Genomic DNA, 22313 nt, shown 5'->3' with positions numbered 1-22313 from the left:
CGCCCGCCTTCTGGGGGCCTATAGCTCAGTTGGTTAGAGCAGAGGACTCATAATCCTTTGGTCCACGGTTCAAGTCCGTGTGGGCCCACCACCCTTTCAGCAAAAAGCCGCGCAGATGCGCGGCTTTTTGCGTTTCTGGCGTTGGTGAGCCGATTAACCGCCATATTCGGCTCACCAAATGAGCCGAATACCCATCGCAGCAACTTGCGAATCCCCCTACACCGCAACTGCGTTGCTGTCCTACAAGGGCTCTGCGTAGCGTTCTGCCTGCCACGGTTCGCCGTGGCCAGGAGTGGAATCCTGAAGACATCAGGGGTGGCATACACACGCCATGGCGGACGACGCTGGCTGTCACAGTCAACGTCTTCCGGCTGTCCATGGCGGACCGTGTAAGGCGGGCTTCGGCCCGGCCGGGCTTCCCTGATGTCTCGGTATTCCACCCTTGCACGGTCCGCCTCCCTCTGTGGTTGTTCGGGCGGCGGCTTCTGGACGTACAGGGAGTAACAGCATGAAGTTTTCCGATTCGATGTCGGCCGACGAAGGCCTGATTCCTACCGTGTTCCCCCGTTACAACCGTCGCTTGCGCGGGCTGCTGATCGAGAAGCAGGCGTGGTTCGTCATTCGTGACCTGGCGAAGCTGACCAATAGCCACCTGGGCGAGCGGGTGACGAGCAAGCTCGACCCGGACCAGATTCGCCACGAGCTGCTGGCGGGCTCGAAGGAGAAGCTCTACCTGGTCAGCGAAAGCGGCCTCTACGCGCTGCTGCTGGTGCACTTCTATCACCCGGAGAACCGCAGCCTGCGCCAATGGATCAGCACCGAGGTGCTGCCGACCCTGCGCGATGCGCAGCAGAACAACCCGCACCTGCCGCGCCGGCGCATGGAGCAGATCGAGGGCCAGCCGACCAGCGTGATGGACTGGCAGGGCAAGGTCTGGGTGCGCTGGACCGATGCGGTGCGCATCATGGAAAACCAGGTGCGTTCGCTGCACTGATACCGCTCCTGTGCACTTCGCAGGATGGCGTGGAGCGGAGCGATACCCATCGCTTCACGCCGCCTGAGCCCCCGTTAAAGCATCGAAGTCCCCTGTGAAGCACGGTGCAGGGGGCGGCCCTCTCCCCCGCCCTCTCCCTGAAGGGAGAGGGAGCAGTTCGTGCCAGCTGATACCGTGGTTTCGGCCGGTACCATCCAGCGTTATCCGCCGCCAAGGGTATGGCGGATAACCTGTGCCGGGTTATCCGCCCTACGTTTACTGCGCGTTTCTGGCAGTTCCCCGGCAGCGCAATGCGAGCCACTTCACACCAGCCGTCGACTCCCTGGCGCAAGCCGCCTCAGCCTATGACAGGGGTCAATATCAGATAGCCACTAGCCATTAAATTGGCATCTCCCTGATATGAGCGATCCCCTCATGACTCTCCACCGGCATCCCGTCCAATTGCTTGTCGCGTCCGAGGACCCGGCGCTGGCCCGTCAGGTTCGTGCCCTGCTGGCCGCCTATGAGTTGCGCTGCGGCGTGATGGAAGGCCCTTGTGACTGCCAGCAGGCGCCGCTGTGCCGCTGGTTCCAGGACGCACCGCTGGGCGAGACCGGGAAGATCACCGCGCTGCTGGCTGATGCCATCGGTGTGCTGGAGCGCACCCGCCATGCCTTCCGCTCCCGCGAGCTGGGCGAGCTGCGGCAGCGCCTGAGCGGCGCGCTGCAAGAGTTGTCGGGGCCCCGCCCCCTGGTGTAAAAGACAAACCACCCGCGTTCCGCCGTTGCGGAAGCTGGCTTTGCCGGGCAGGACTTGTGGGCCTGCAAGACAAAGCGCCGAGTTGGTCGCCGTCGATTTCGACGAGACGACGAGCCGGCGCTTTTTTCATGCCCGACAAAAACAGCAGACCCGCAAGGAGCCGAACATGGGCCTGGGACCGAAGCTCGAGAGCGTGCTCGAGCGCATCGGCCTGTCGACGATGGAAGTCGATCAGCGCCTGAGTTACCTGGAGTGGCGCGAGGAGGATGGCGGCCATCTCCATGGCCGCGCCGCCGAACTGGACGGCTGCCACCAGCGCTTCATCGAGCAGCTCTACGATCACCTGCGCAAGTACCCGCCGCTGGGATCGATCCTCGCCGAGCCGGCAACGCTGGCGCGGCTGAAATGCAGCCAGTTCGAGTACTACCGCCAGCTCTGGGATGCCCCGCAGGACGCCGACTACGTGCGCGACCGCCTGCGCATCGGGCTGGTGCACCAGCAGGTCGGCGTAGAGCTGAAGTGGTACCTGGGCGCGTATCGCCTGTACCTCGACCAGATGCTCGCCGACCTGATGGGCGATGCACACGAAGCCAAGACCTACGCCAGTCTGCTCAAGCGGGTGTTCTTCGACATGTCGCTGGCCATCGACACCTACGGCGCCGCCCAGCGCCAGGCGCTGGAGGACAGCGAGGCGCGTTATGCCCGCGCCCTGCGCGGCGCCAACGACGGCATCTGGGACTGGGACCTGGGCAACGACCGCCTCTACGTCTCCGAGCGCTGGGCGCGCATGCTCGGGCTGACCCGCGACAACCTCGGCGAAGGCAGCACCAGCTGGTTCGCCCGCGTGCACCCGGACGACCTGCCCGGCCTGCGCAAGGCCATCGACGCCCACCTGCGCGGCAGCAGCGCGCTGCTCAGCCACGAGTACCGCATCCGCCAGCGCGACGGCAATTACCTCTGGGTGCTGGCACGCGGCGTGGTCACCGACGGGCGCATGGCTGGCTCGCAGACCGACATCAGCCAGCACAAGGCCAGCGAACACCAGCTCAGCCATGCGGCGCGACACGACCCGCTCACCGGCCTGGGCAACCGCCTGCGCCTGGACGAGCTGCTGCAGCAGGCCCTGATGCGCCAGCGCCGCCCCGGCGCGCGGGAGTCCGGCCTGCTGTTCATCGACCTGGACCGCTTCAAGCTGATCAACGACAGCCTCGGCCACGCGGTGGGCGACCGCGTACTGGTGGAAGTCTCCCAGCGCCTGCTGCGCTGCCTGCGACCGGGCGATCATCTGGCGCGCTTCGGCGGCGACGAGTTCGTCGTGTTGCTGGACGACCTCGCCAGCCTGGTCGACGCCGAGCAGGTCGCGCAACGCATGCTCGATTGCCTGCGCCAGCCGCTGCATGTAGATGGCCGCACGCTGGTGGTCAGCGCCAGCATCGGCATCACCGGGCTGATGACCGACGGCCAGGCCATCGACACCCTGCAGGCCGCTGACCTTGCGCTGTACCGCGCCAAGGAGGCCGGCAAGGCGCAGTACGCGCGCTTCAGTCTGGAGCTGCAGGCCGAGGCGCAGCGCCGGCTGGACCTGGAAAGCGCGCTGGCCCAGGCACTGCGCCGCGAGGAATTCAGCCTGCATTACCAGCCCATCGTCCGTCTGGACCGCGATTCGCCGCACTGGGAAGCGGTGGAAGTGCTGCTGCGCTGGAAGCACAACGGCCAGTCGATCTCGCCGCTGGACTTCATCCCGGCGCTGGAGGAATCCGGCGAGATCGTCCCGGTCGGCGACTGGGTACTGCGCCAGGCGTGCCGGCAGACGGCGCTGTGGCAGAGCCAGGGGCATCGCAGCCTGTACTGCTCGGTCAATCTCTCGAGCCGGCAACTGCAGCAGCCGGGCTTCGCCGCGCGGGTGCAGCAGATTCTCGCGGAGAGCGGCCTGTCGCCGCGCAGCCTGGTGCTGGAAATAACCGAAAGCCTGCTGATGCAGGATGGCGCGGAAACCCTCGCCTGCCTGCGCGAGCTGGCCGCCGAGGGTGTGCACCTGGCGCTGGACGACTTCGGCACCGGCTATTCCTCGCTGGGCTACCTCAAGCGCTACCCGCTTCACATCCTCAAGGTCGACCGCAGCTTCATCACCCGCGTGCCGGACGACCCGGAGCTCAGCGCCATCTGCCGCGCGATCATCGGCCTGGGCCACAGCCTCGGCCTGGAAGTGGTGGCCGAAGGCGTGGAGCGCCAGGAGCACCTCGACTTCCTGCGCGCCGAAGGCTGCCGCCACGCCCAGGGTTTCCTGTTCAGCAAGCCAGTGGCGCCGGAGCAACTGTTCCAGACCCGCCTGGAGCACCAGCGATGAAGCTCAACATGCCCGTCACCGGGCGCCAGGTGGATGTGCCCATCAATGCCAACATCCTTTCCACCACCGACCTCAAGGGCGCGGTCACCCATGTGAACCCGGACTTCATCCAGGTCAGCGGCTTCGAAGCCGAGGAGCTGGTGGGCTTCAACCACAACCGCGTGCGCCATCCGGACATGCCGCCCGCCGCCTTCGCCCACCTCTGGCAGACCCTGCAGGCCGGGCGCAGCTGGATGGGGCTGGTGAAGAATCGCTGCAAGAACGGCGATCACTACTGGGTCAGCGCTTTCGTCACGCCAATCCGCCATGGCGGCAAGGTCGTGGAGTACCAGTCGGTACGTACGCGCCCCGGCGCCGAGCAGATCGACGCGGCGGAGCACCTTTATGCGCGCATGCGCCAGGGCAGGACATTACGTCGCCCGCGCGTGCCGCTGGTCCTTCAACTGCTGCTTGGTGTGCTGCTGGCGCAGGCCGGCGGCGCTCTTCTCGCGCTGCTGCTACCCAAGCTGACCGCGCTGGCCTTCCTGCTGGCGCTGGGCGCATCCGGCACTTGGCTGGTGCTGCGCCTGCAACCGCTGGGCGCGCTGCTCGGACGCGCGCGCAAGATTGCCGACAACCCGCTGAGCCAGCAGCTCTATTCAGGCCGCGCGGACGAATTCGGCGAGCTGGATTTCGCCTTGCGCATGCTGGAGGCGGAGACCGCCGCGGTGGTCGGGCGGATGGCCGACGCGTCCCGGCAACTGGCAGAGCACTCCGCCGCACTGGCCGACGCCATGGCCGGCGGCAGCGCCGCTTCGCAGTTGCAGCAGCGCGAGACCGAGCAGGTCGCCAGCGCCATGCAGCAGCTGGCGCAAAGCGTCCAGGAAGTCGCCCGGCACGCACAGCACAGCGCGGTGGCGGCGCAGTGCAGCGAACGCATCACCCAGTCCGGACATCAGGACGTGCACGGCACGCGCGGGCAACTCGCTGCGCTGGAAGCCGGGGTGCGTGCGGCCAGTGCTGCGGTGGAGCAGCAGAAGGAACACAGCGAGGCGATCTCGCGGATGCTCGAGGTGATCCGCGACGTCGCCGGGCAGACCAACCTGCTGGCGCTGAACGCCGCCATCGAGGCCGCGCGCGCCGGGGAAAGCGGACGCGGCTTTGCGGTGGTCGCCGACGAGGTTCGCGCGCTGGCATCGCGCACGGAGCATTCCGCGCGGGACATCCAGTCGCTGGTCGGCAACCTTCAGCAGGGCGCCGAGGATTCGGTGCGCGCGCTATGGCACTGCTGCGACCAGGCGGTGGCCAGCCTGGCCCAGGCCGGTCAGGCAGCGGGCACGCTGGAGAAGATCAGCGAGCAGGTCTCGGCGATCCAGCGCATGAGCCTGGAGATCGCCGAAGCCATCGAGGAACAGGGCGCTGCCAGCGAGGACGTGCAGCGCAGCCTGCACGCCATCCGCGGCTCGGCCGATAGCAACGCGGCGCAGGTCGGCACCTGCCAGCGCAGCGCCGCGCGGATGGCGGAACTGTCGGCGGAGCTGCGGATGCTGGCGGAGCATTTCTGGGAGGGCGGCCGGGCGGGTTAGCGCTTGGCGATGATGTACACGGCGTGGACGATACCGGGGATGTAGCCGAGCAGTGTCAGCAGGATGTTGAGCCAGAACGCTCCGCCGAAACCGACCTGGAGGAACACGCCCAGCGGCGGCAGAAGGATAGCGATGAGGATGCGGATGAGGTCCATGCGGTGGCTCCTTGTGAGATTGCCTCGTGCATGGAGTTGACCGCCGGCAAGCGGAGCGGGTTCAGAGAATCTGCCTGGCTACTGCGCCGGCCTGCAGGAGCGTCCCATGGACGCGATTGCGGGCACCGGCCGCCCCTGCAGGTGCAGTGCGCGCAAGAGCCACCCTCTCCCCAGCCCTCTCCCTGAAGGGAGAGGGGGCCGTTTGGAGTTGCCGGTTCACGCGGAGTATCGCCTGACGCCGCTTTAATCCCCTCTCCCGCCTGCGGGAGAGGGTTAGGGAGAGGGGCTTTTGATTTTGAAGGAGTGGAGCAGGCCCGCAATCGCGAGCAAGCTCGCTCCTACAAAGAGCATCACGCGTCAGAGGAACCAGCGGTACTCCCGCGCGCTGACTTCGTTCATGAAGTCCAGGTGGTCGTGGCGCTTGTTCTCGCAGTAGACGAAGACGAACTCGCTGCCCAGGCCTTCCTTCACCACCGGGTGGTCTTCCATCTCAGCGACGGCGCCGAGCATGTCGCGGGGGAAGTCGATGCCGCTGGCGCGGTCTTCGTTCAGCGGCGGGATCGGTTCCTGACGGGTGTCCAGGCCGTGCTCCATGCCGGTGAGGATCGCCGCGAGCACCAGGTAAGGGTTGGCGTCGGCGCCGGCCAGACGGTGTTCGATACGCAGGTTCCTGCCATCGGATTCGGGGATGCGGATGCACGCATCGCGGTCCTCGAAGCCCCAGCTGGCCTTGCTCGCCGCGTTCACACGGGAGCCGTAGCGACGGTAGGCGTTGTGGTTGGCGGCGAAGATCGGCATGCAGTGCGGCAGCAGCTCCAGGCAGCCGGCCACGGCGTGGCGCAGGGCCTGCTGGTTGTCCTGGTCGAGCAGGTTGTTGCCGTCGCGGTCGTACAGGCTGACGTGCACGTGCATGCCGCTGCCCGGCGCATGCAGGTAGGGCTTGCTCATGAAGCTGGCGCGGTAGCCATGCTTGAGCGCCACGCCACGGGTGGCGCGGGTGAACAGCGCAGCCTGGTCGGCGGCGTGCAGGCCATCGTCGCAGTGGGCGAAGTTGATCTCGAACTGCCCCGGGCCGATCTCGGCGGTGATGACGTTGGCGTCCACGCCCTGCTCGCGGGAGGCTTCGACGATTTCATGGAGCACATCGGAGAAGCGCGACAGGCGCTCGATGTGCATGTTCGGCTGGTCGTCCTCGTCGTCGCTCAGCGGGTCGCGCGGGTACTGCGGCAGACCGGCGTCGAGTTTCTTGTCGAACAGGTAGAACTCCAGCTCAAAGGCCACCACCGGGCGAATGCCTTTGGACTCCAGGCGCTGCATGACTCGGGCAAGCACTTCGCGCGGTTCGAATTCGATGGGCGCCTCGGTGCCGTCGGAGCTGATCAGCATCTGTCCCAGTGGCTGGTTCTCCCAGCGCACCGGCTTGAGCGAGCCGGGGATCAGGCGGCGCGGCGCATCCGGGTCGCCGTCGTTGAAGCAGTAGTCGCCGATGGGGTGCAGGCCACCCTGTACGCCCAGCAGCACGCAGTTCTGCGGCAGTTTCAGCGGGCTGCCGGCGGCGACTTTTTCCAGCATGTCCACAGGGTAGCGCTTGCCGTAGAAGTGGCCGGGAATGTCCAGGCAGATCAGGTCGACGTAGCGGATGTCCGGGTATTGCTGGCGGAAGGCGCGGACTTCGCTGAGCAGGTCGGGATGCATCGGGCGGTTCATGATGTTCTCTGGGGCCTTTGTGCGGGGGCGGCCGGATCGTTTTCCCAAGCCAACCCTCGCGGGCTGGCTTGGGAAATCAGGTGAAGATCCACAGCACCCGGGTGGGTTTGTCGGTGAGGTTGCCGTAGCGGAACTGGCTGTGCGGCGGCAGCTGGAAACTGTCGTTGGGGTAGAGGGTGACGGTGTCGTCCTCGTACCAGAGGGTCAGCTCGCCTTCGAGGACGAAACCGCCCTGCTCCGAGCTGTCGTCCAAGTGGCCTTCGCCGCTGGTGGCGCCGGGGGCGAGGATGCTGTCGAGCATGGAGAAGCCGCCGGACATGTTCGGCGAGGCGAGGATGTCGGTGACGCCGCCGGCGTAGTACAGGGTGCGGCGGTCGTTCGGCCGGGTCACCCAGTCGCGCTCGCGGCGGGTGTCGCCGGCGTAGAAGTAGGTGGTCGGTACGCCCAGGGCTTCGCTGATGGCGGTGAGGTCGGCGACGGTGGGTTGCGACAGGCCGCGCTCGACCTGGGACAGGAAGCCCACCGAGCGGCCGATCTGCTCGGCCAGCTCGCCCAGGGTGAGGTTCTTGTGCTTGCGCAGGTCGCGGATCAGCGTGGCAAGGTGTTCGTTGGTGGCCGTCTGGGTCATGGCAGGGTCCGGATCAGATGAAATCCCGTAATCGATACCAGGCCTTGCCGACGGCTTCCAGTGGCGCGGCGAAGCGCTGGCCGCCGGGGAACCCGGGATTGCGGATGCGTTGATAGAGGTCAAGCTCGTCGCTGCGGCCGCCCATGGCTTCGCTCACGGCGTGGGCCGCGGCCAGGCTCGGCAGCACGCCGTGGCCGGAATAGCCCTGCAGCCAGTAGAGGTCGCCGCGCCGGCCGATGTCCGGGGTGCGCCGCATGCTGCAGTCGATGTGCCCGCCCCAGGCGTATTCCAGCTCCACGCCCTTGAGTTGCGGGAATACCCGCTCGACATAGGGCCGCGTGGCAGCGCGAATGTCCGAAGGCATGCCGCCCAGGTAGGTGCAGCCGCCGCCGAACAGCAGGCGATGATCGGGGGTCAGGCGGAAGTAGTCGAGGACGAACTGGTTGTCGGTGACGCAGCAGTTCCTCGGCAGCAGCGAGCGGGCCAGTTCCTCGCCCAGCGGCGCGGTGGCGACCTGGTAGGTGCCCACCGGCAGGATGCGTTCGGAGACGTCGCGGTCCAGCCCGTCGATGTAGGCGTTGCAGGCCAGCACCAGAGAGGCGCAGCGCACGCTGCCCCGCTCGCCATTGGAAAGCTCGGTGGTCACTTCGTAGCCGTTGCCGCTCTCGCGGAAGCTCAGGGCTCGGGTCTGCTCGAAGATGCGGCCACCGGCGCGCTCGATAGCGCCCGCCAGGCCGTAGGCCAGTTTCAGCGGATTGAGGTGCGCGGAATTCGGGTCATACAGGCCGGCCTGATAGCGGTCGCTGGCGATCCACTGCGGCAGGTCTTCACGGGGGATGAACTGCAGGCCTTCGTAGCCCCAGCGGCGGTTGGCCTCGGCCTGCCAGTCGTAGAGCGAACCGACCCGGCGCGGCAGCACGGCGGTCCACAGATGGCCGATGCGGTAGTCGCAGTCGAAGCCGTGGCGTTGCGGCAGGTCGCGCAGTTCGTGGGCGGCCCAGAGCATGCCCTGCCAGAGGCGCAGCGCACCTTCATGGCCGAGGTCGTCCTCGATGGGGCCCAGGTCGCTGGACCAGCCCGGCAATGCCTGCCCGCCGTTGCGTCCGGAGGCTGCCCAGGCGATGCGGCTGGCCTCGATCATGCAGACCTGGCGGCCGCCTTCGACCAGTTGCAGCGCCGTGTGCAGGCCGCTGAAACCGGCACCGATCACCAGGACTTCGCATTCCAGCGGCTCGCGAAGGGCTTCGCGGGGCTGGATCAGCTCGGGGTTGGCGCCGGCGTAGTAGGTGCCGACCGGTTCGGGCGAACGCAGGAACATCGCTACCTCGTGAAATTGTTCTGATTATTTTTCATGAAAAATAACAGAACAAATTTCACAAGGCTAGCCCGTCGCGCATTCGCGGACGGGCTGCGCTTCAGATCATCAGGAAGACAGCACTGCGGCGCCGCCCTGCTCCTCGCGCTTCTGCCGCACGCTGACCACCACCACCAGCGCCACCAGGATGCCGGCGAGGATGGCCGAGGAGCCGATGGTGCCGAAGTCCAGCCCGCCCTTCTCGTGGGACTTGGTCAGCACGTCGCCCAGGGTCGCGCCGAACGGACGGGTCAGCACGAAGGCCACCCAGAACAGCAGTACCGAGGACAGTTTGGTGAAATAGTGCAGCGCCACCACCACGGCGATCAGGCTGCCGATCAGCAGCGCACCGCCGGCGAAGCCCAGGCCGGAGTCGTCGGCGAGGAAGTCGCCCAGCGCGGTGCCCAGGGTGTTGGAGAAGAGGATGGCGATCCAGTAGAACATCTCGCCCTTGAAGGTACGGATATTGTCCACCGACAGCGAAGTGCCGCTGAAGCGCCAGACCGCGAAGATCGCCGCCAGGATGCTGATGAGGATCGCCGACCCGGTGGCGTAGCCAAGCTCCAGGGTGCGGTCCATGAAGTCGGACATGGTGGTGCCGGCGGTACTGGTGGAAAGGATTACCAGCCAGTACAGCCAGGGCACATAGCGCTTGCTGGCGAGCTGGCCGACCAGGGTGACGAGGAACAGGCTGATGAGGATCAGCGAGCTGATCGCATAGCCGACGTTGAGGGTCATCGACAGCAGGTCGCCGGCGGTTTCCCCCAGGGTGGTGGCGCAGATCTTCATCACCCAGAAGGCCAGGGTGATCTGTGGCAGTTTGTTGTTCACGGGCATGTCTCCGGAAGTGGGCGGGATCGACGCGTGTCCTTGCTGACAGAGCGCGGCGCTGCACCCCGGAGCTGGCGGTCTCCCCCGATAACCCCCTGGCGCATGGACGTGGAGACTGCGGGCAGTGCGGTGAAGAAAGGGTCAAGCCGGGATGAAAAATCCATTGGCCAATTTCGCTTCTGAAGCGGGGCGACGGATGACAGATCACGCTCAGTTGCTATGGTTTTACGTGGGGGCGATGCGCCCGAAGACCGCTTGACTGCGCGCGTGGCGCATGGGGATAGGGATGAATCAGATGATCAAACCGCAACCGTACTGCAAGAACTGCCGCCTGGCGCCGCCGACCCTGAGCGACGACAAGGTCATGGAGCTCGAGGCGATCATCAAGCCGGGGCACCTGCTGCACAAAGGAGACTTCGTGTTCCGCCAGGGCGACCCGTTCCACAGCGTGTACCTGGTGCGCTCCGGTTCGATCAAGACCTTCACCACCAACGAACAGGGACTGGAGAAGATCACCGGCTTCTACTTCGCCACCGAGATCTTCGGCTTCTCCGGCATGGGCGAAGGCAGCTACCCGGTGTCGGCGCAGGCGCTGGAAAGCACGCTGTGCAGCGAGATCCCGTTCAACCAGCTGGAGGAACTGTCGCTGCAGATTCCGGGGCTGTCGCACCAGATCATGCTGATGATGAGCCGCAAGATCCGCGAGGATCAGCAGATGAAGCTGCTGCTCTCGCGGCTGAATTCCGACTCGCGCATCGCTGCCTTCCTGCTGAACATTTCCGCGCACTTCCGCGAACGCGGCTTCTCCGCCACGCGCTTCCGCCTGAGCATGTCGCGCAACGAGATCGGCGATTACCTGGGGCTGGCAGTGGAGACCGTATCGCGCAGCTTCACCCGCCTGCAGAAGCACGGGTTGATCCGGGTGGACGGGCGGGAGACGGAGATCGTCGACTTCACCGAGCTGTGTGCACTGGCCGGGGGTGAAGTCGAGCTTTGAGTTTCCGCGTGGGGGCGAACCGCCCCCGTACCGAATCCCCTGGCCTGCACAGGGCCGTCCTTCGCAGGAGCGGAGCTTCTCCGCTATTACCGCGACGGCGGTGCAATGGCCGGCCTGCCGGCCGGTTCGCTCCTACAGGGGACCGATCAAGTCCCGATCACACCGCCATCATCCTTGGTGATCACCAGCGTCGTGGAACGCGGGATGCTCTTGCCGTCGCTGGCCGGGAAGCTCAGCGTCGGGTGCTGGATGTTCACCCACAGGGTCTTGCCATCCGGCGTCTGGGTGATGCCGGTCAGCTCGCAGCCGCGCGGGCCGACCAGGAAGCGGCGCACCTCGCGGCTGTGCGGATCGGCGCAGAGCAACTGGTTGCAGCCCATGGCCTGCATCGGCGCTTCGGCGTCGTCGTAGTCGGTCTCGATCCACAGGCGCCCGGCGGTATCGAAGTACAGGCCGTCCGGCGAGGAGAAGATGTCGCCGTTGATGGTCCCGATCAGGTTCTCCGGCGCGCTGGCGCCCTGGTGCTCGCCGGCCAGCAGGAAGATCTCCCACTGGAAGCTGGTGGCGGTCGGATCGCCGCCGGCTTCGTTCCAGCGCAGGATCTGCCCGTGGAGGTTGTCCTTGCGCGGGTTGGCGGCGTCCACCGGCTGCTTCTTGCCCCGGGCATCGTTGTTGGTGAGGCTGACGTAGACCTCGCGGGTGGTCTGCTGCACGGCGACCCACTCGGGGCGGTCCATGGGCGTGGCGCCGAGCTTGTCGGCGGCGGCGCGGGCGTTGACCAGCACCTCGGCCTGGCTGGCGAAACCGTTCTCGGCGCTCAAGCCGTTCTGCCCGTGCACCAGCGGCAGCCACTGGCCGCTGCCATCGGCATTGAAGCGGGCGACGTAGAGCGTGCCTTCATCCAGCAGGTCGACGTTCGCCGCGCGGTTGTTCGCGTCGTATTGGCCAGCCGGGACGAACTTGTAGATGTACTCGCCCTTTGTGTCGTCGCCGTAATAGAACGCCATGCGGTTGTCGGCGCCCAGGGAGAGGGTCGAGCACTCGCGGCAGAAGCGGCCGACGGCGGTGCGCTTCTTCGGCGTGGACTTCGGGTCGAACGGGTCGATCTCCACCACCCAGCCGAAGCGGTTCGGTTCGTTGACGTGGCCACCGTGGGGCTGGTCGGCCTTGGGCGTGGCGTCGAAGCGCGCGTCCACTGCCTCCCAGGCGTAGTAGTTGCTGAACTGGCCGTTGGACAGGCCGTAGCGCTTGTGCGAAACGCGCCTGGCGTAGTCGTCCTTGTCGCGGTTGACGAAGTACTGGTGCCAGTTCTCTTCGCAGGCCAGGTAGGTACCCCAGGGCGTGACGCCCATGGAGCAGTTGTTCAGGGTGCCGAGTACCTGTTTCGCGTCCGGGTCGCTGGCGGTGCGCAGCAGGTCGTGGCCGGCCAGCGGGCCGGACAGGTCCAGCGGCGAGCTGCCGGTAATGCGGCGGTTATAGCGGGAGCCCTCGACGCGCAGCCACTGGCCGCCGGCGTCCTTCTTCACTTCGATCACGCTCAGGCCGTGGGCGGCGATTTCCTTGCGCACCTCGCCTTCCGGGCGGCCGCGCGAACCGTCCGGACGATCCTCGAAGGTCTGGCCCCTGGGGTGCAGCGTCGGGTTGATGTACTCGTGGTTGATCACCAGCAGGCCATGGCTGTCCGGCGCGTCCGGGAAGGGGAAGTAGTGCATGCCGTCATGGTTGTCGCCGGCCTGCAGTTCCTGGGCTTTCCAGTCCTCGCTGGCGTCGCCCTTCCAGGCCGGCGAGCCGCTCACCACGGCGTCGCCCCAGGAGAAGAACGGCCGAGCGCTGTAGCCTTCGGCGACTATCACCCGGTCGAACTTCGGGTCCTGCTGCACCGGTACGCCCTTGAAGCCCAGCAGCGCAGTGGGCACCGGCGCATCGGCGGCGAACAACGAGCGGCCGGGGAACAGGCTGCCGCCGAGAAAGCCGACCGCGCCCAGCACCAGGCTGTTCTTCAGCAGGCGGCGGCGCGAAGCGTCGATCAGCTCGCTCATCGGCACGTTGCCGGAGGGGTTGATCGCCTGGTCGTCGAAGGCGGCCAGTCGGTCGTGGAAATCCTGGAAACGCTCGCTCATCAGAAGGTTCCTTCCGCACGGCCGTCTTTCTGACGGCTCGGGTTGTCAGTAGAAGCTATCGGCGGAAGGTTAGGAACGCGGTGTTACGTCGGCATGACAAAGCCGCCGAGCCCTGTGACAGGCTCGGCGGCAGCGATAAAAGCCGCCCCGCAGGACCAAGACGACGTCCGGGGGCGGGCGCGAGGGCATTTGCGAAGCTCGCGCGGGGCGGGCTTCAGGCATGGGGGGAATCTTCGACGGGGCCTATGGAAACGGCGTTGTCTTACACCTTTGTCTACCCGTCCGATTCGGCTGACAGGCGCTAGAGTAGCGACCCGGATAGCCGGCTATCCATTTCGATTTTCCAGTTTCGTTGATAAGCAGACCTTATGGATTTCCGCCAGCTTCGCTATTTCGTCGCGCTCTACGAGGAAGGCCATGTCGGGCGCGCCGCCGAACGTCTGGCGATTTCCCAACCGGCACTGTCGCAGCAGATTCGCCAGCTGGAGCAGAACCTGGATGTGGCGCTGTTCCAGCGCAGTGGCAAGCGCCTGTTGCCGACCGCCGCTGCGCACACGCTGTACAACCATGCGGGGCCGCTGCTGGAGGGCCTGGAGCGCGCCCGCGAGGCGTTGCGGGGCTATCGCGGGCAGAGCGCGCGCAGCCTGGTCATCGGCGTGCTGCAGACGGTCAACGCGAGCCTGGTGCCGCATCTGGTGGAACGCCTGCACGCCGCGCAACCTCATGTGCAGGTGCGCATCTACGAACTGTCGGGGGTGGAGATCGAGCGGCGCCTGCTGATCGGCCAGCTGGATATCGGCATCGGCTTCCTGCCGCCGCGCCAGCCGGCGCTGCATGGTGTCGAGCTGTACCCGGACGAGTTGCAGCTGGTGATCCCGGCGGACCACCCGCTGAAGGACTTCAAGAAGGTGTCGCTGGCCCAGGCGGCGGAACTGCCGATGCTGCTGCTCGGCGAGGAATTTCGCGCCCGGCAGATCTGGCAGGAGCAACTGGCAGCCATCGGCCGGCGGCCACGGGTGCAGGCGGAGCTGAACCACATGGGCGGCATCCTCGACAGCCTGCCGCAGAGCCGCTTTGCGACAGTACTGCCCGGCCGCGCGCGGCAGATGCATGCGCACAAGGACCTGCTGTGGAAGCCCTTGAGCGAACCGCGCATTCCGCTGAGCGTTGGGTTGGTGTATCGCGATGCGCAGCGGCAGCAGCCGACGGTGGAGTTGTTGCGTTCGTTGCTGGATGGTGCGGTGTGATACCCATGCGTTAGCAGGCCAGCCCGGAATTCCCCGGTAGGAGCGGGCCATGCCCGCGATCGCGCGCATGGCGCGCTCCTACAGGTCCGCGCCATCCTGCGCCGTCCTGCACACGCCCCAATCGAAATCGCGAGCAAGAAAAAACCCCGCCTCTTTCGAGACGGGGTTTTGCAGACCGATATCCTGACGTCCGTGCTGGCCACCATCCTTGGTGGAATCCCTATATTTCCGTGTTGTCTTTGGCGCTTCCTGCGCAATGTCCTGACTGAGGAGAAGGTTACCGCCGTAAGCCTTTGTCAGAAAGACGCCGATCACCACCGCTGTTTGTAAGCTTTGGCTTACACGGATTCGTACTAGCACCCTTCGGAAAGGAAATATCCCCATAAAAAAACCCCGCCGGAGCGGGGCTTTTCAGAACGAACGCTTAGAACTGCGCGGCATCCAGCAGGTACAGCGACTCGCTGCCAGCCTTTACCGAGGCCGTCAGGGAGTGGATGCGCGGCAGCAGGCGGGCGAAGTAGAAGCGCGCAGTGCCCAGCTTGCTGGCGTAGAACTCGTCCTGGCCTTCCTTGCCCAGCGAAGCACGGGCCATCAGAGCCCACATGTACGCGTAGGCGGTGTAGCCGAAGGCGTGCAGGTACTCGACCGAGGCGGCGCCGATTTCGTTCGGGTTGCCCTTGGCGCGGTCCAGGACCCAGGCGGTCAGCTCGTCCAGGTTCTGCACGGCGGCGTTCAGCGGGCCGATGAACTCGGCCAGCTCAGCGGATGCCGAGGCGGTGAAGGCGCGGATTTCGTCGGTGAACAGTTTGGCGTAGGCGCCGCCGCTGCCGACGATCTTGCGGCCCATCAGGTCCAGCGCCTGGATGCCGTTGGTGCCTTCGTAGATCTGGGTGATGCGGCAATCGCGCACCAATTGCTCCTGGCCCCACTCGCGGATGAAGCCGTGGCCGCCGAAGATCTGCTGGCCGTGGAGGGTGGTTTCCAGGCCCATGTCGGTGAGGAAGGCCTTGGCCACCGGGGTCAGCAGGGCGACCAGTTCTTCGGCGCGCTTGCGGGTAGTCGGCTCTTCGCTGTACTTGGCGGTGTCCAGCTGCATGGCGACGTAGCTGGAGAAGGCACGGCCGCCTTCGTTCAGCGCCTTCATGGTCAGCAGCATGCGACGCACGTCCGGGTGCACGATGATCGGGTCGGCGGCCTTGTCCTTGGCGACCGGGCCGGTCGGCGCGCGGCTCTGGATACGCTCGCGGGCGTACTCCACGGCGCTCTGGTAGGAGCGCTCGCCGGTGGCCAGGCCCTGGATGCCAACGCCCAGGCGCTCGTAGTTCATCATGGTGAACATGGCGGCCAGGCCCTTGTTCGGCGCATCGACGATCCAGCCGGTGGCGCCGTCGAAGTTCATCACGCAGGTGGCGGAGCCCTTGATGCCCATCTTGTGCTCGATGGAGCCACAGGACACGGCGTTGCGCTCGGCCAGCGAGCCGTCGGCGTTGACCATCACCTTCGGCACCAGGAACAGCGAGATGCCCTTGGAGCCGGCCGGCGCGTCGGGGAGCTTGGCCAGGACCAGGTGGATGATGTTCTCGGTGAGGTCGTGCTCGCCGCCGGTGATGAAGATCTTGGTGCCGGAAATCTTGTAGCTGCCGTCAGCCTGCGGCTCGGCCTTGGTGCGGATGATGCCCAGGTCGGTGCCGGCGTGCGGCTCGGTCAGGCACATGGAACCGGCCCAGGTGCCGGCGTACATGTTCGGCAGGTACTTGGCCTTGAGTTCTTCGCTGGCGTGGTTGAGCAGCGACAGGCAGGCGCCGGCGGTCAGCATCGGGTACAGGCCGAAGGACAGGTTGGCCGAGTTGACCATTTCCTCGACCTGGGCGCCGATCACCTTGGGCATGCCCATGCCGCCGAATTCCGGCGCGCCGCCCACACCCACCCAGCCGCCTTCGGCGTAGGTGCGGTAGGCCTCGGGGAAGCCCGCCGGGGTCTTCACGCCCTCGGCGCTCCAGCTGCAGCCTTCTTCGTCGCCGCTGCGGTTCAGCGGGGCGATCACGCCGCCGGTGACCTTGCCGGCCTCTTCGAGGATCGCGGCGGCGGTCTCGACGTCGACAGTCTCGGCCAGGGCGGGCAGTTCAGCCCACAGGTTGGCGACCTCGAAGACTTCATTGAGGACGAATTGCATGTCGCGCAGGGGAGCTTTGTAGTCAGCCATGATGGATCCTCGAACGAAAACGACGGCTGATCAGGCAGCCAGCGGTATCAGAATAGGAGGTACACGAAGGTACGCCGCCGGAGTTTACTCCAACAACTTTTCAGACTTTAAGCGTCATGTTGTGACCGCACAACTATAGATTGGTCACAATATGTAGCGCAAAACGAGGAGGCCCGCGTGAAGCGGGCCTCCTCGTCTGGCACGGGGATTACAGGGCGAACTGCTCGGCCGACAGGCGCATCAGCACCTCGGAGCCGGCTTCCGCCGCCGCCACATGAGCCTGCGCGCGCGGCAGCAGGCGGCTGAAGTAGAACTCGGCGGTGGCCAGCTTGGTCTGGTAGTACGCCGCCTCGCTGGCGCCCTCCTCCAGCTTCTGCCCGGCAACCAGCGCCATGCGCAGCCAGAAGTAGCCGAGGGTGACGTAGCCGGAGAACATCAGGTAGTCGACCGAGGCCGCGCCGACTTCGTCCGGGTTCTTCATGGCGGCCATGCCGACCTTCTGGGTCAGCTCGCCCCACTGCTTGTTCAGGGTCGCCAACTGGGCGACCTGCGCTTTCAGCTGCGGGTGCTCGGCGTGCTGCTGGCAGAGTTGGTGCACGAGTTTGGTGAAGCCCATCAGCAACTTGCCCTGGCTGCCGAGGACCTTGCGGCCCAGCAGGTCCAGCGCCTGGATGCCGTTGGTGCCCTCGTAGATCGGCGCGATGCGGCAGTCACGCACCAGCTGCTCCATGCCCCACTCGCGGATGAAGCCGTGGCCGCCGAATACCTGCATGCCGATGTTGGTGACCTCCAGGCCGGTCTCGGTCATGAAGGCCTTGCAGATCGGGGTGAGGAAGGCCAGCAGGCTGGCGGCGCGCTCGCGCTCTTCGGCGTCCTGGGACAGATGCTCGATGTCCAGCAGCTGCGCGGTGAAGTAGGCCAGCGCGCGGTTGCCTTCGTTGAACGCCTTCATGGTCAGCAGCATGCGGCGCACGTCCGGGTGGACGATGATCGGGTCGGCGGGTTTCTCCGGCGCTTTCGGGCCGGTCAGCGAACGCATCTGCAGGCGGTCCTGGGCGTAGCGTACGGCGCCCTGGTAGCTGGTCTCGCCGAGGCAGAGACCCTGCATGCCGGTGCCCAGGCGCGCGTGGTTCATCATGGTGAACATGCAGGCCAGGCCCTTGTTGGCCTCGCCGATGAGGAAGCCGCGGGCGCCGTCGAAGTTCATCACGCAGGTGGCGGAAGCCTTGATGCCCATCTTGTGCTCGATGGAGCCGCAGGCCACGGCGTTGCGCTCGCCGGCTTCGCCGTTCGCATCCAGGTTGAATTTCGGCACGATGAACAGCGAGATGCCCTTGGTGCCGGCCGGTGCGTCGGGCAGCTTGGCCAGGACCAGGTGGATGATGTTCTCGCTCATGTCGTGCTCACCGGCGGAGATGAAGATCTTGGTGCCGGTGATCGCGTAGCTGCCGTCCGCGTTGGGCACGGCGCGGGTCTTGATGATCCCGAGGTCGGTGCCGCAGTGCGGCTCGGTGAGGCACATGGTGCCGGTCCACACCGCGCTGGTCATGCGCGGCAGGTAGGTGTCCTTCTGTTCCTGCGTGCCGTGGGCGTGGATGGCGGCCATGGCGCCCTTGGTCAGGCCGGGGTACATGCCCCAGGAACAGTTGGACGCGCCGATCATCTCGCTGACCAGCAGGCCGAGGGACGGCGGCAGGCCCTGGCCACCGAATTCCGGATCGCTGGAAACGCCGTTCCAGCCAGCCTCGACATACTGCGCGAAGGCTTCCTTGAAGCCTTTGGGCGTGGTCACCACGCCGTTGTCGAAGTGGCAGCCTTCCTCGTCGCCGGAGCGGTTCAGCGGGGCGATGACCTGCTCGCAGAACTTCGCGCCTTCCTCGAGGATGGCGGCGAACATGTCCGGGGTGGCGTCGGTGGCACCGAGGGCTTCGTAGCGGCCGGTGAAGTCGAAGACTTCGTCGGTGAGGAAGCGCACGTCGCGCAGGGGGGCCTTGTACTCGGGCATCGCGAATCTCCGTTCGGTTCAGGGCGCCAGCTTGGCGCGGAAAACTCGAACCTAACGGCCCGTCACGATGCGGACAATCACGCTGCACGCGCTGAATGCGCGGTCATAACGCAGGCCGCTCAGGCGGTGCGCACCGCGCCGCGACGGGACTGCCCGTGCACCGCCACACGGTTGCGCCCGCCGCTCTTGGCCGAGTACAGCGCCTCGTCCGCGCCCTTGATGACTTCCTCCGGACTGCGCCGCTCGCCATCGCGCTCGGCGACGCCGACGCTGATGGTCACCGAGACCGTCTGCGCGTCCTTGCCGGCGCGCTTGCTGCGGCCCCGGCGGTCGTCCTTGGGGCGGTTGCCGCGGTCGCGCAGGTGCATGGCGTAACCTTCGATGGCCTGGCGCACGCCGTCGAGATACGGCAGGCACTGCTCGATCGACTTGCCGGCGAACACCAGGGTGAATTCCTCGCCGCCATAGCGGTAGGCCTTGCCGCCGCCACCGGTGCGGCGCAGCTGGCTGGCGACCATGCGCAGCACCTGGTCGCCGACGTCATGGCCGTGGCTGTCGTTGAATTTCTTGAAGTGGTCCACGTCGACCATCGCCAGCACATACTGCTGGCCCAGGCGCTGGAAGCGCTCGTTCAGCGCGCGGCGTCCCGGCAGGCCGGTGAGCTCGTCGCGGAAGGCCATCTGGTAGGCCTCATGGGCCACCGCACCGGCCAGGGTGAGCATCACCAGGCTGGTCATCACCGTGAGGGCGTGGGGCAGGATGAACACCTTGGGCAGCATCCACAGCAGCCCGAGCAGCCCCACCAGCTGCGCGGCGTGCAGCGGGCGCGGCTGGCGTACGTAGGCGGCGACCAGGGCGATGAAGGCCATCAGGAAACCGAGATAGGACAGCTGCGCCAGGCTCATCCAGTGGCCGTGCAGTGCGGGCCAATAGGTGTCGCTGAGCAGCTCCGCGAGGCCCTGCGGGAAGCGCTTGGCCAGGGCGGTGGCGACGCCGGCCACGGCGATCAGCGCGGCACTGCGGGCAAGCAGGTCCTGCAGCATGTGCATACGCTCCTGCCAGATGCCGTACATCCCATAGAGCAACGGCAGCAGCACGCAACACAGGTGGAACACCAGCGCCGCCTCCGGCATCACCACGCGATGCGCCTGGAAGTAGTCGACCTGGGTATCGAGCAGGAAATACGCTATGTACACCACCGTCAGCATGAACAGCTGGCGCTGGCGACCGTAGACCATGCACAGCGCGCCACCGAGCAGCAGCAACAGGGTCGGCAGGACGTTGAACAGGGAGATGAAGAAGTCAGACAGTTCGCCCAGGGAGCCGGCGGCGATGCCGGCCGGAATCAGCAACAGGGGCGTGAGGAAATGGCTGATCCGGTAAGGGGCCGTGGGTCGCACAAAGGTTCCGCAGAGTGGGTGCCGGGCTCGCCGTCAGTCGATCGGCAAGTGGCGTAATGATGGCATTTTCTGCGGTGTTTTGTGTGGCTCCGGATACGAAAAAGCCCGCCTTGCGGCGGGCTTCTCGCTGTTCAGCAGACGGACGGCTTGCCGTCCGGCCAGGGCGCTGATCAGTAACCGAGGGCGAAATCTTCCTCGGCCAGGTCCATCAGGTTGTTGGCGCCGGACAGCATGGAGCCAACGTGCGCACGGGTGCGCGGCAGGATGCGCTGGAAGTAGAAGCGCGCGGTCTTCAGCTTGGCCTGGTAGAAGGCCTCTTCGCTGGTACCGGCAGCCAGCTTCTCGGCAGCCAGGCGAGCCATGTCGGCCCAGAAGTAGGCCAGGCAGGCGTAGCCGGAGAACATCAGGTAATCGACCGATGCAGCGCCGACTTCCTCGCGGTCCTTCATGGCAGCCATGCCGACCTTCATGGTCAGGTCGCCCCACTCCTTGTTCAGCGCGGCCAGCGGTGCAACGAACTCTTTTACAGCTTCGTTGGCTTCGTTGGCCTGGCAGAACTTGTGCACGATCTTGGTGAAGCCCTTGAGCGCTTCGCCCTGGGTCATGAGGATCTTGCGGCCCAGCAGGTCCAGCGCCTGAACGCCGGTGGTGCCTTCGTACAGCATGGAGATACGGCTGTCGCGGACGTTCTGTTCCATGCCGTGCTCGGCGATGAAGCCGTGGCCGCCATAGATCTGCACGCCGTGGTTGGCGGCTTCGAAGCCCACTTCGGTCATGAACGCCTTGGCGATCGGGGTGAGGAAGGCCAGCATCGAGTCAGCGGCTTTCTTCTCTTCTTCGTCCTGGCTGCGCTGGACGATGTCGACCTGCTTGGCAGCGAAGTACAGCATGGCGCGGTTGCCTTCGGCGAAAGCCTTGGCGGTCAGCAGCATGCGGCGTACGTCCGGGTGCACGATGATCGGGTCAGCGGCTTTTTCCGGCGCTTTCGGGCCGGTCAGCGAACGCATCTGCAGACGCTCGCGAGCGTAGGCGATGCCACCCTGGAAACCGATTTCGGCGTGGGCCAGGCCTTGCAGCGCGGTACCCAGGCGAGCGGTGTTCATGAAGGTGAACATGCAGTTCAGGCCCTTGTTCGGCGGGCCGATCAGGAAGCCGGTGGCGGCGTCGAAGTTCATCACGCAGGTGGCGTTGCCGTGGATGCCCATCTTGTGCTCGATGGAGCCACAGGAAACGGCGTTGCGCTCGCCCACGTTGCCTTCGGCGTTGGGCAGGAACTTCGGCACGATGAACAGCGAGATGCCCTTGGTGCCCTGCGGGGCATCGGGCAGGCGGGCCAGCACGATGTGGACGATGTTGTCGGCCATGTCGTGTTCGCCAGCGGAGATGAAGATCTTGGTGCCGGTGATCTTGTAGGTGCCGTCAGCCTGCGGCTCGGCCTTGGTGCGCAGCATGCCCAGGTCGGTGCCGCAATGCGGCTCGGTCAGGCACATGGTGCCGGTCCATTCGCCGGAAACCAGCTTGGTCAGGTAGGCGTGCTGCTGCTCCGGGGTACCGTGGGCGTGCAGGGTGTTCATGGCGCCGTGGGACAGGCCCGGGTACATGCCCCAGGACCAGTTGGCCTGGCCGACCATTTCGCTGATCGCCAGACCCAGGGATTCGGGCAGACCCTGACCGCCGTGCTCGACGTCATGGGCCAGGCTCGGCCAGCCGCCTTCGACGAACTGCTGGTAGGCCTCTTTGAAGCCGGTCGGAGTCTTGACGCCTTCCGGGCTCCATTTGCAGCCTTCCAGGTCGCCAGTGCGGTTCAGCGGAGCGATTACCTGTTCGCAGAACTTCGCACCCTCTTCGAGGATGGCATTCACCATGTCCGGGGTGGCGTCTTCGGCGCCCGGCAGGTTCTGGTAGTGCGCTTCGTAGCCCAGCAGCTCGTCGCGAACGAAACGGATATCACGCAAGGGGGCCTTGTAATCAGGCATAGCGGTAAACCTCTACGAAGGGTTCTGGTTAATGGGCGACCGATAG

At 66.0% G+C, this 22313-nt stretch carries 16 protein-coding genes and 1 tRNA gene; 7 read left to right on the top strand and 10 right to left on the bottom strand.

Features of this window, described 5'->3' with window-relative positions; genetic code table 11:
- The first annotated feature begins 14 nt into the window (after nt 1-14).
- From J2T47_RS03945 to J2T47_RS03925, 5 genes are all read left to right on the top strand, one after another.
- Nucleotides 15-91, top strand: a tRNA-Ile gene (locus J2T47_RS03945).
- Between the two features lie 417 nt (nt 92-508).
- On the top strand, nt 509-994 hold the full coding sequence (locus J2T47_RS03940; RefSeq protein WP_253442566.1) for a BRO-N domain-containing protein: 486 nt from the start codon (nt 509-511) through the stop codon (nt 992-994).
- 414 nt (nt 995-1408) lie between these two features.
- Nucleotides 1409-1732, top strand: coding sequence for a hypothetical protein (locus tag J2T47_RS03935; RefSeq protein WP_081520808.1), 324 nt, complete (start codon nt 1409-1411; stop codon nt 1730-1732).
- A 166-nt stretch (nt 1733-1898) separates the two neighbouring features.
- Nucleotides 1899-4079: a putative bifunctional diguanylate cyclase/phosphodiesterase gene (locus J2T47_RS03930; RefSeq protein WP_253442564.1), complete on the top strand. Its 2181-nt coding sequence runs from the start codon at nt 1899-1901 to the stop codon at nt 4077-4079.
- Nucleotides 4076-5644 (top strand): methyl-accepting chemotaxis protein, encoded by a 1569-nt coding sequence (locus tag J2T47_RS03925; protein ID WP_253442562.1) that lies wholly within the window; start codon nt 4076-4078, stop codon nt 5642-5644. The genes J2T47_RS03930 and J2T47_RS03925 overlap by 4 nt, the downstream gene beginning before the upstream one ends.
- Here J2T47_RS03925 and J2T47_RS03920 read toward each other — a convergent pair.
- The 5 genes from J2T47_RS03920 to J2T47_RS03900 form a co-directional block, all read right to left on the bottom strand.
- Complete coding sequence (locus J2T47_RS03920; RefSeq protein ID WP_003084988.1) at nt 5641-5799, bottom strand: YqaE/Pmp3 family membrane protein; 159 nt, start codon at nt 5797-5799, stop codon at nt 5641-5643. The genes J2T47_RS03925 and J2T47_RS03920 overlap by 4 nt on opposite strands.
- A gap of 357 nt (nt 5800-6156) precedes the next feature.
- Nucleotides 6157-7506, bottom strand: coding sequence for a glutamine synthetase family protein (locus tag J2T47_RS03915; RefSeq protein WP_253442561.1), 1350 nt, complete (start codon nt 7504-7506; stop codon nt 6157-6159).
- A 76-nt stretch (nt 7507-7582) separates the two neighbouring features.
- Nucleotides 7583-8134: a helix-turn-helix domain-containing protein gene (locus J2T47_RS03910; RefSeq protein ID WP_045212753.1), complete on the bottom strand. Its 552-nt coding sequence runs from the start codon at nt 8132-8134 to the stop codon at nt 7583-7585.
- 13 nt (nt 8135-8147) lie between these two features.
- Nucleotides 8148-9452, bottom strand: a complete 1305-nt coding sequence (locus J2T47_RS03905; protein ID WP_253442559.1) for an NAD(P)/FAD-dependent oxidoreductase — start codon at nt 9450-9452, stop codon at nt 8148-8150.
- 105 nt (nt 9453-9557) lie between these two features.
- Nucleotides 9558-10325, bottom strand: coding sequence for a COG4705 family protein (locus J2T47_RS03900; RefSeq protein WP_253442558.1), 768 nt, complete (start codon nt 10323-10325; stop codon nt 9558-9560).
- Between the two features lie 289 nt (nt 10326-10614).
- Here J2T47_RS03900 and fnr point away from each other — a divergent pair, with 289 nt between their 5' ends.
- On the top strand, nt 10615-11316 hold the full coding sequence (gene fnr / locus J2T47_RS03895) for a fumarate/nitrate reduction transcriptional regulator Fnr (RefSeq protein WP_437180946.1): 702 nt from the start codon (nt 10615-10617) through the stop codon (nt 11314-11316).
- A 146-nt stretch (nt 11317-11462) separates the two neighbouring features.
- Here fnr and J2T47_RS03890 read toward each other — a convergent pair whose 3' ends face one another.
- Nucleotides 11463-13436 carry a PhoX family protein gene (locus J2T47_RS03890; protein ID WP_253442555.1) on the bottom strand — a complete coding sequence of 658 codons (1974 nt, stop codon included), beginning with the start codon at nt 13434-13436 and terminating at the stop codon, nt 11463-11465.
- Between the two features lie 368 nt (nt 13437-13804).
- On the opposite strand from J2T47_RS03890, the gene J2T47_RS03885 reads away from it, so the two are divergent.
- Entirely contained in the window at nt 13805-14683 is an 879-nt protein-coding gene (locus tag J2T47_RS03885) for a LysR family transcriptional regulator (RefSeq protein ID WP_253442554.1), read from the top strand.
- 424 nt (nt 14684-15107) lie between these two features.
- Here J2T47_RS03885 and J2T47_RS03880 read toward each other — a convergent pair whose 3' ends face one another.
- From J2T47_RS03880 to J2T47_RS03865, 4 genes are all read right to left on the bottom strand, one after another.
- Nucleotides 15108-16886 carry an acyl-CoA dehydrogenase C-terminal domain-containing protein gene (locus J2T47_RS03880; protein WP_253442553.1) on the bottom strand — a complete coding sequence of 593 codons (1779 nt, stop codon included), beginning with the start codon at nt 16884-16886 and terminating at the stop codon, nt 15108-15110.
- 208 nt (nt 16887-17094) lie between these two features.
- Nucleotides 17095-18891 carry an acyl-CoA dehydrogenase C-terminal domain-containing protein gene (locus J2T47_RS03875; protein ID WP_253442552.1) on the bottom strand — a complete coding sequence of 599 codons (1797 nt, stop codon included), beginning with the start codon at nt 18889-18891 and terminating at the stop codon, nt 17095-17097.
- Nucleotides 18892-19010: 119 nt separating this feature from the next.
- Nucleotides 19011-20291, bottom strand: coding sequence for a GGDEF domain-containing protein (locus J2T47_RS03870; RefSeq protein ID WP_253442551.1), 1281 nt, complete (start codon nt 20289-20291; stop codon nt 19011-19013).
- A gap of 170 nt (nt 20292-20461) precedes the next feature.
- Nucleotides 20462-22267 (bottom strand): phenylacyl-CoA dehydrogenase, encoded by a 1806-nt coding sequence (locus tag J2T47_RS03865; RefSeq protein ID WP_138525329.1) that lies wholly within the window; start codon nt 22265-22267, stop codon nt 20462-20464.
- Nucleotides 22268-22313 lie beyond the last annotated feature (46 nt).

Origin of the sequence: Pseudomonas nitroreducens (assembly GCF_024170165.1) — a bacterium.
In the GTDB taxonomy this organism is placed as follows: Bacteria; Pseudomonadota; Gammaproteobacteria; order Pseudomonadales; family Pseudomonadaceae; genus Pseudomonas; species Pseudomonas nitroreducens_C.
Note: the sequence above shows the minus strand (reverse complement) of the source record. Positions and strands in the feature narration are given on the sequence as shown.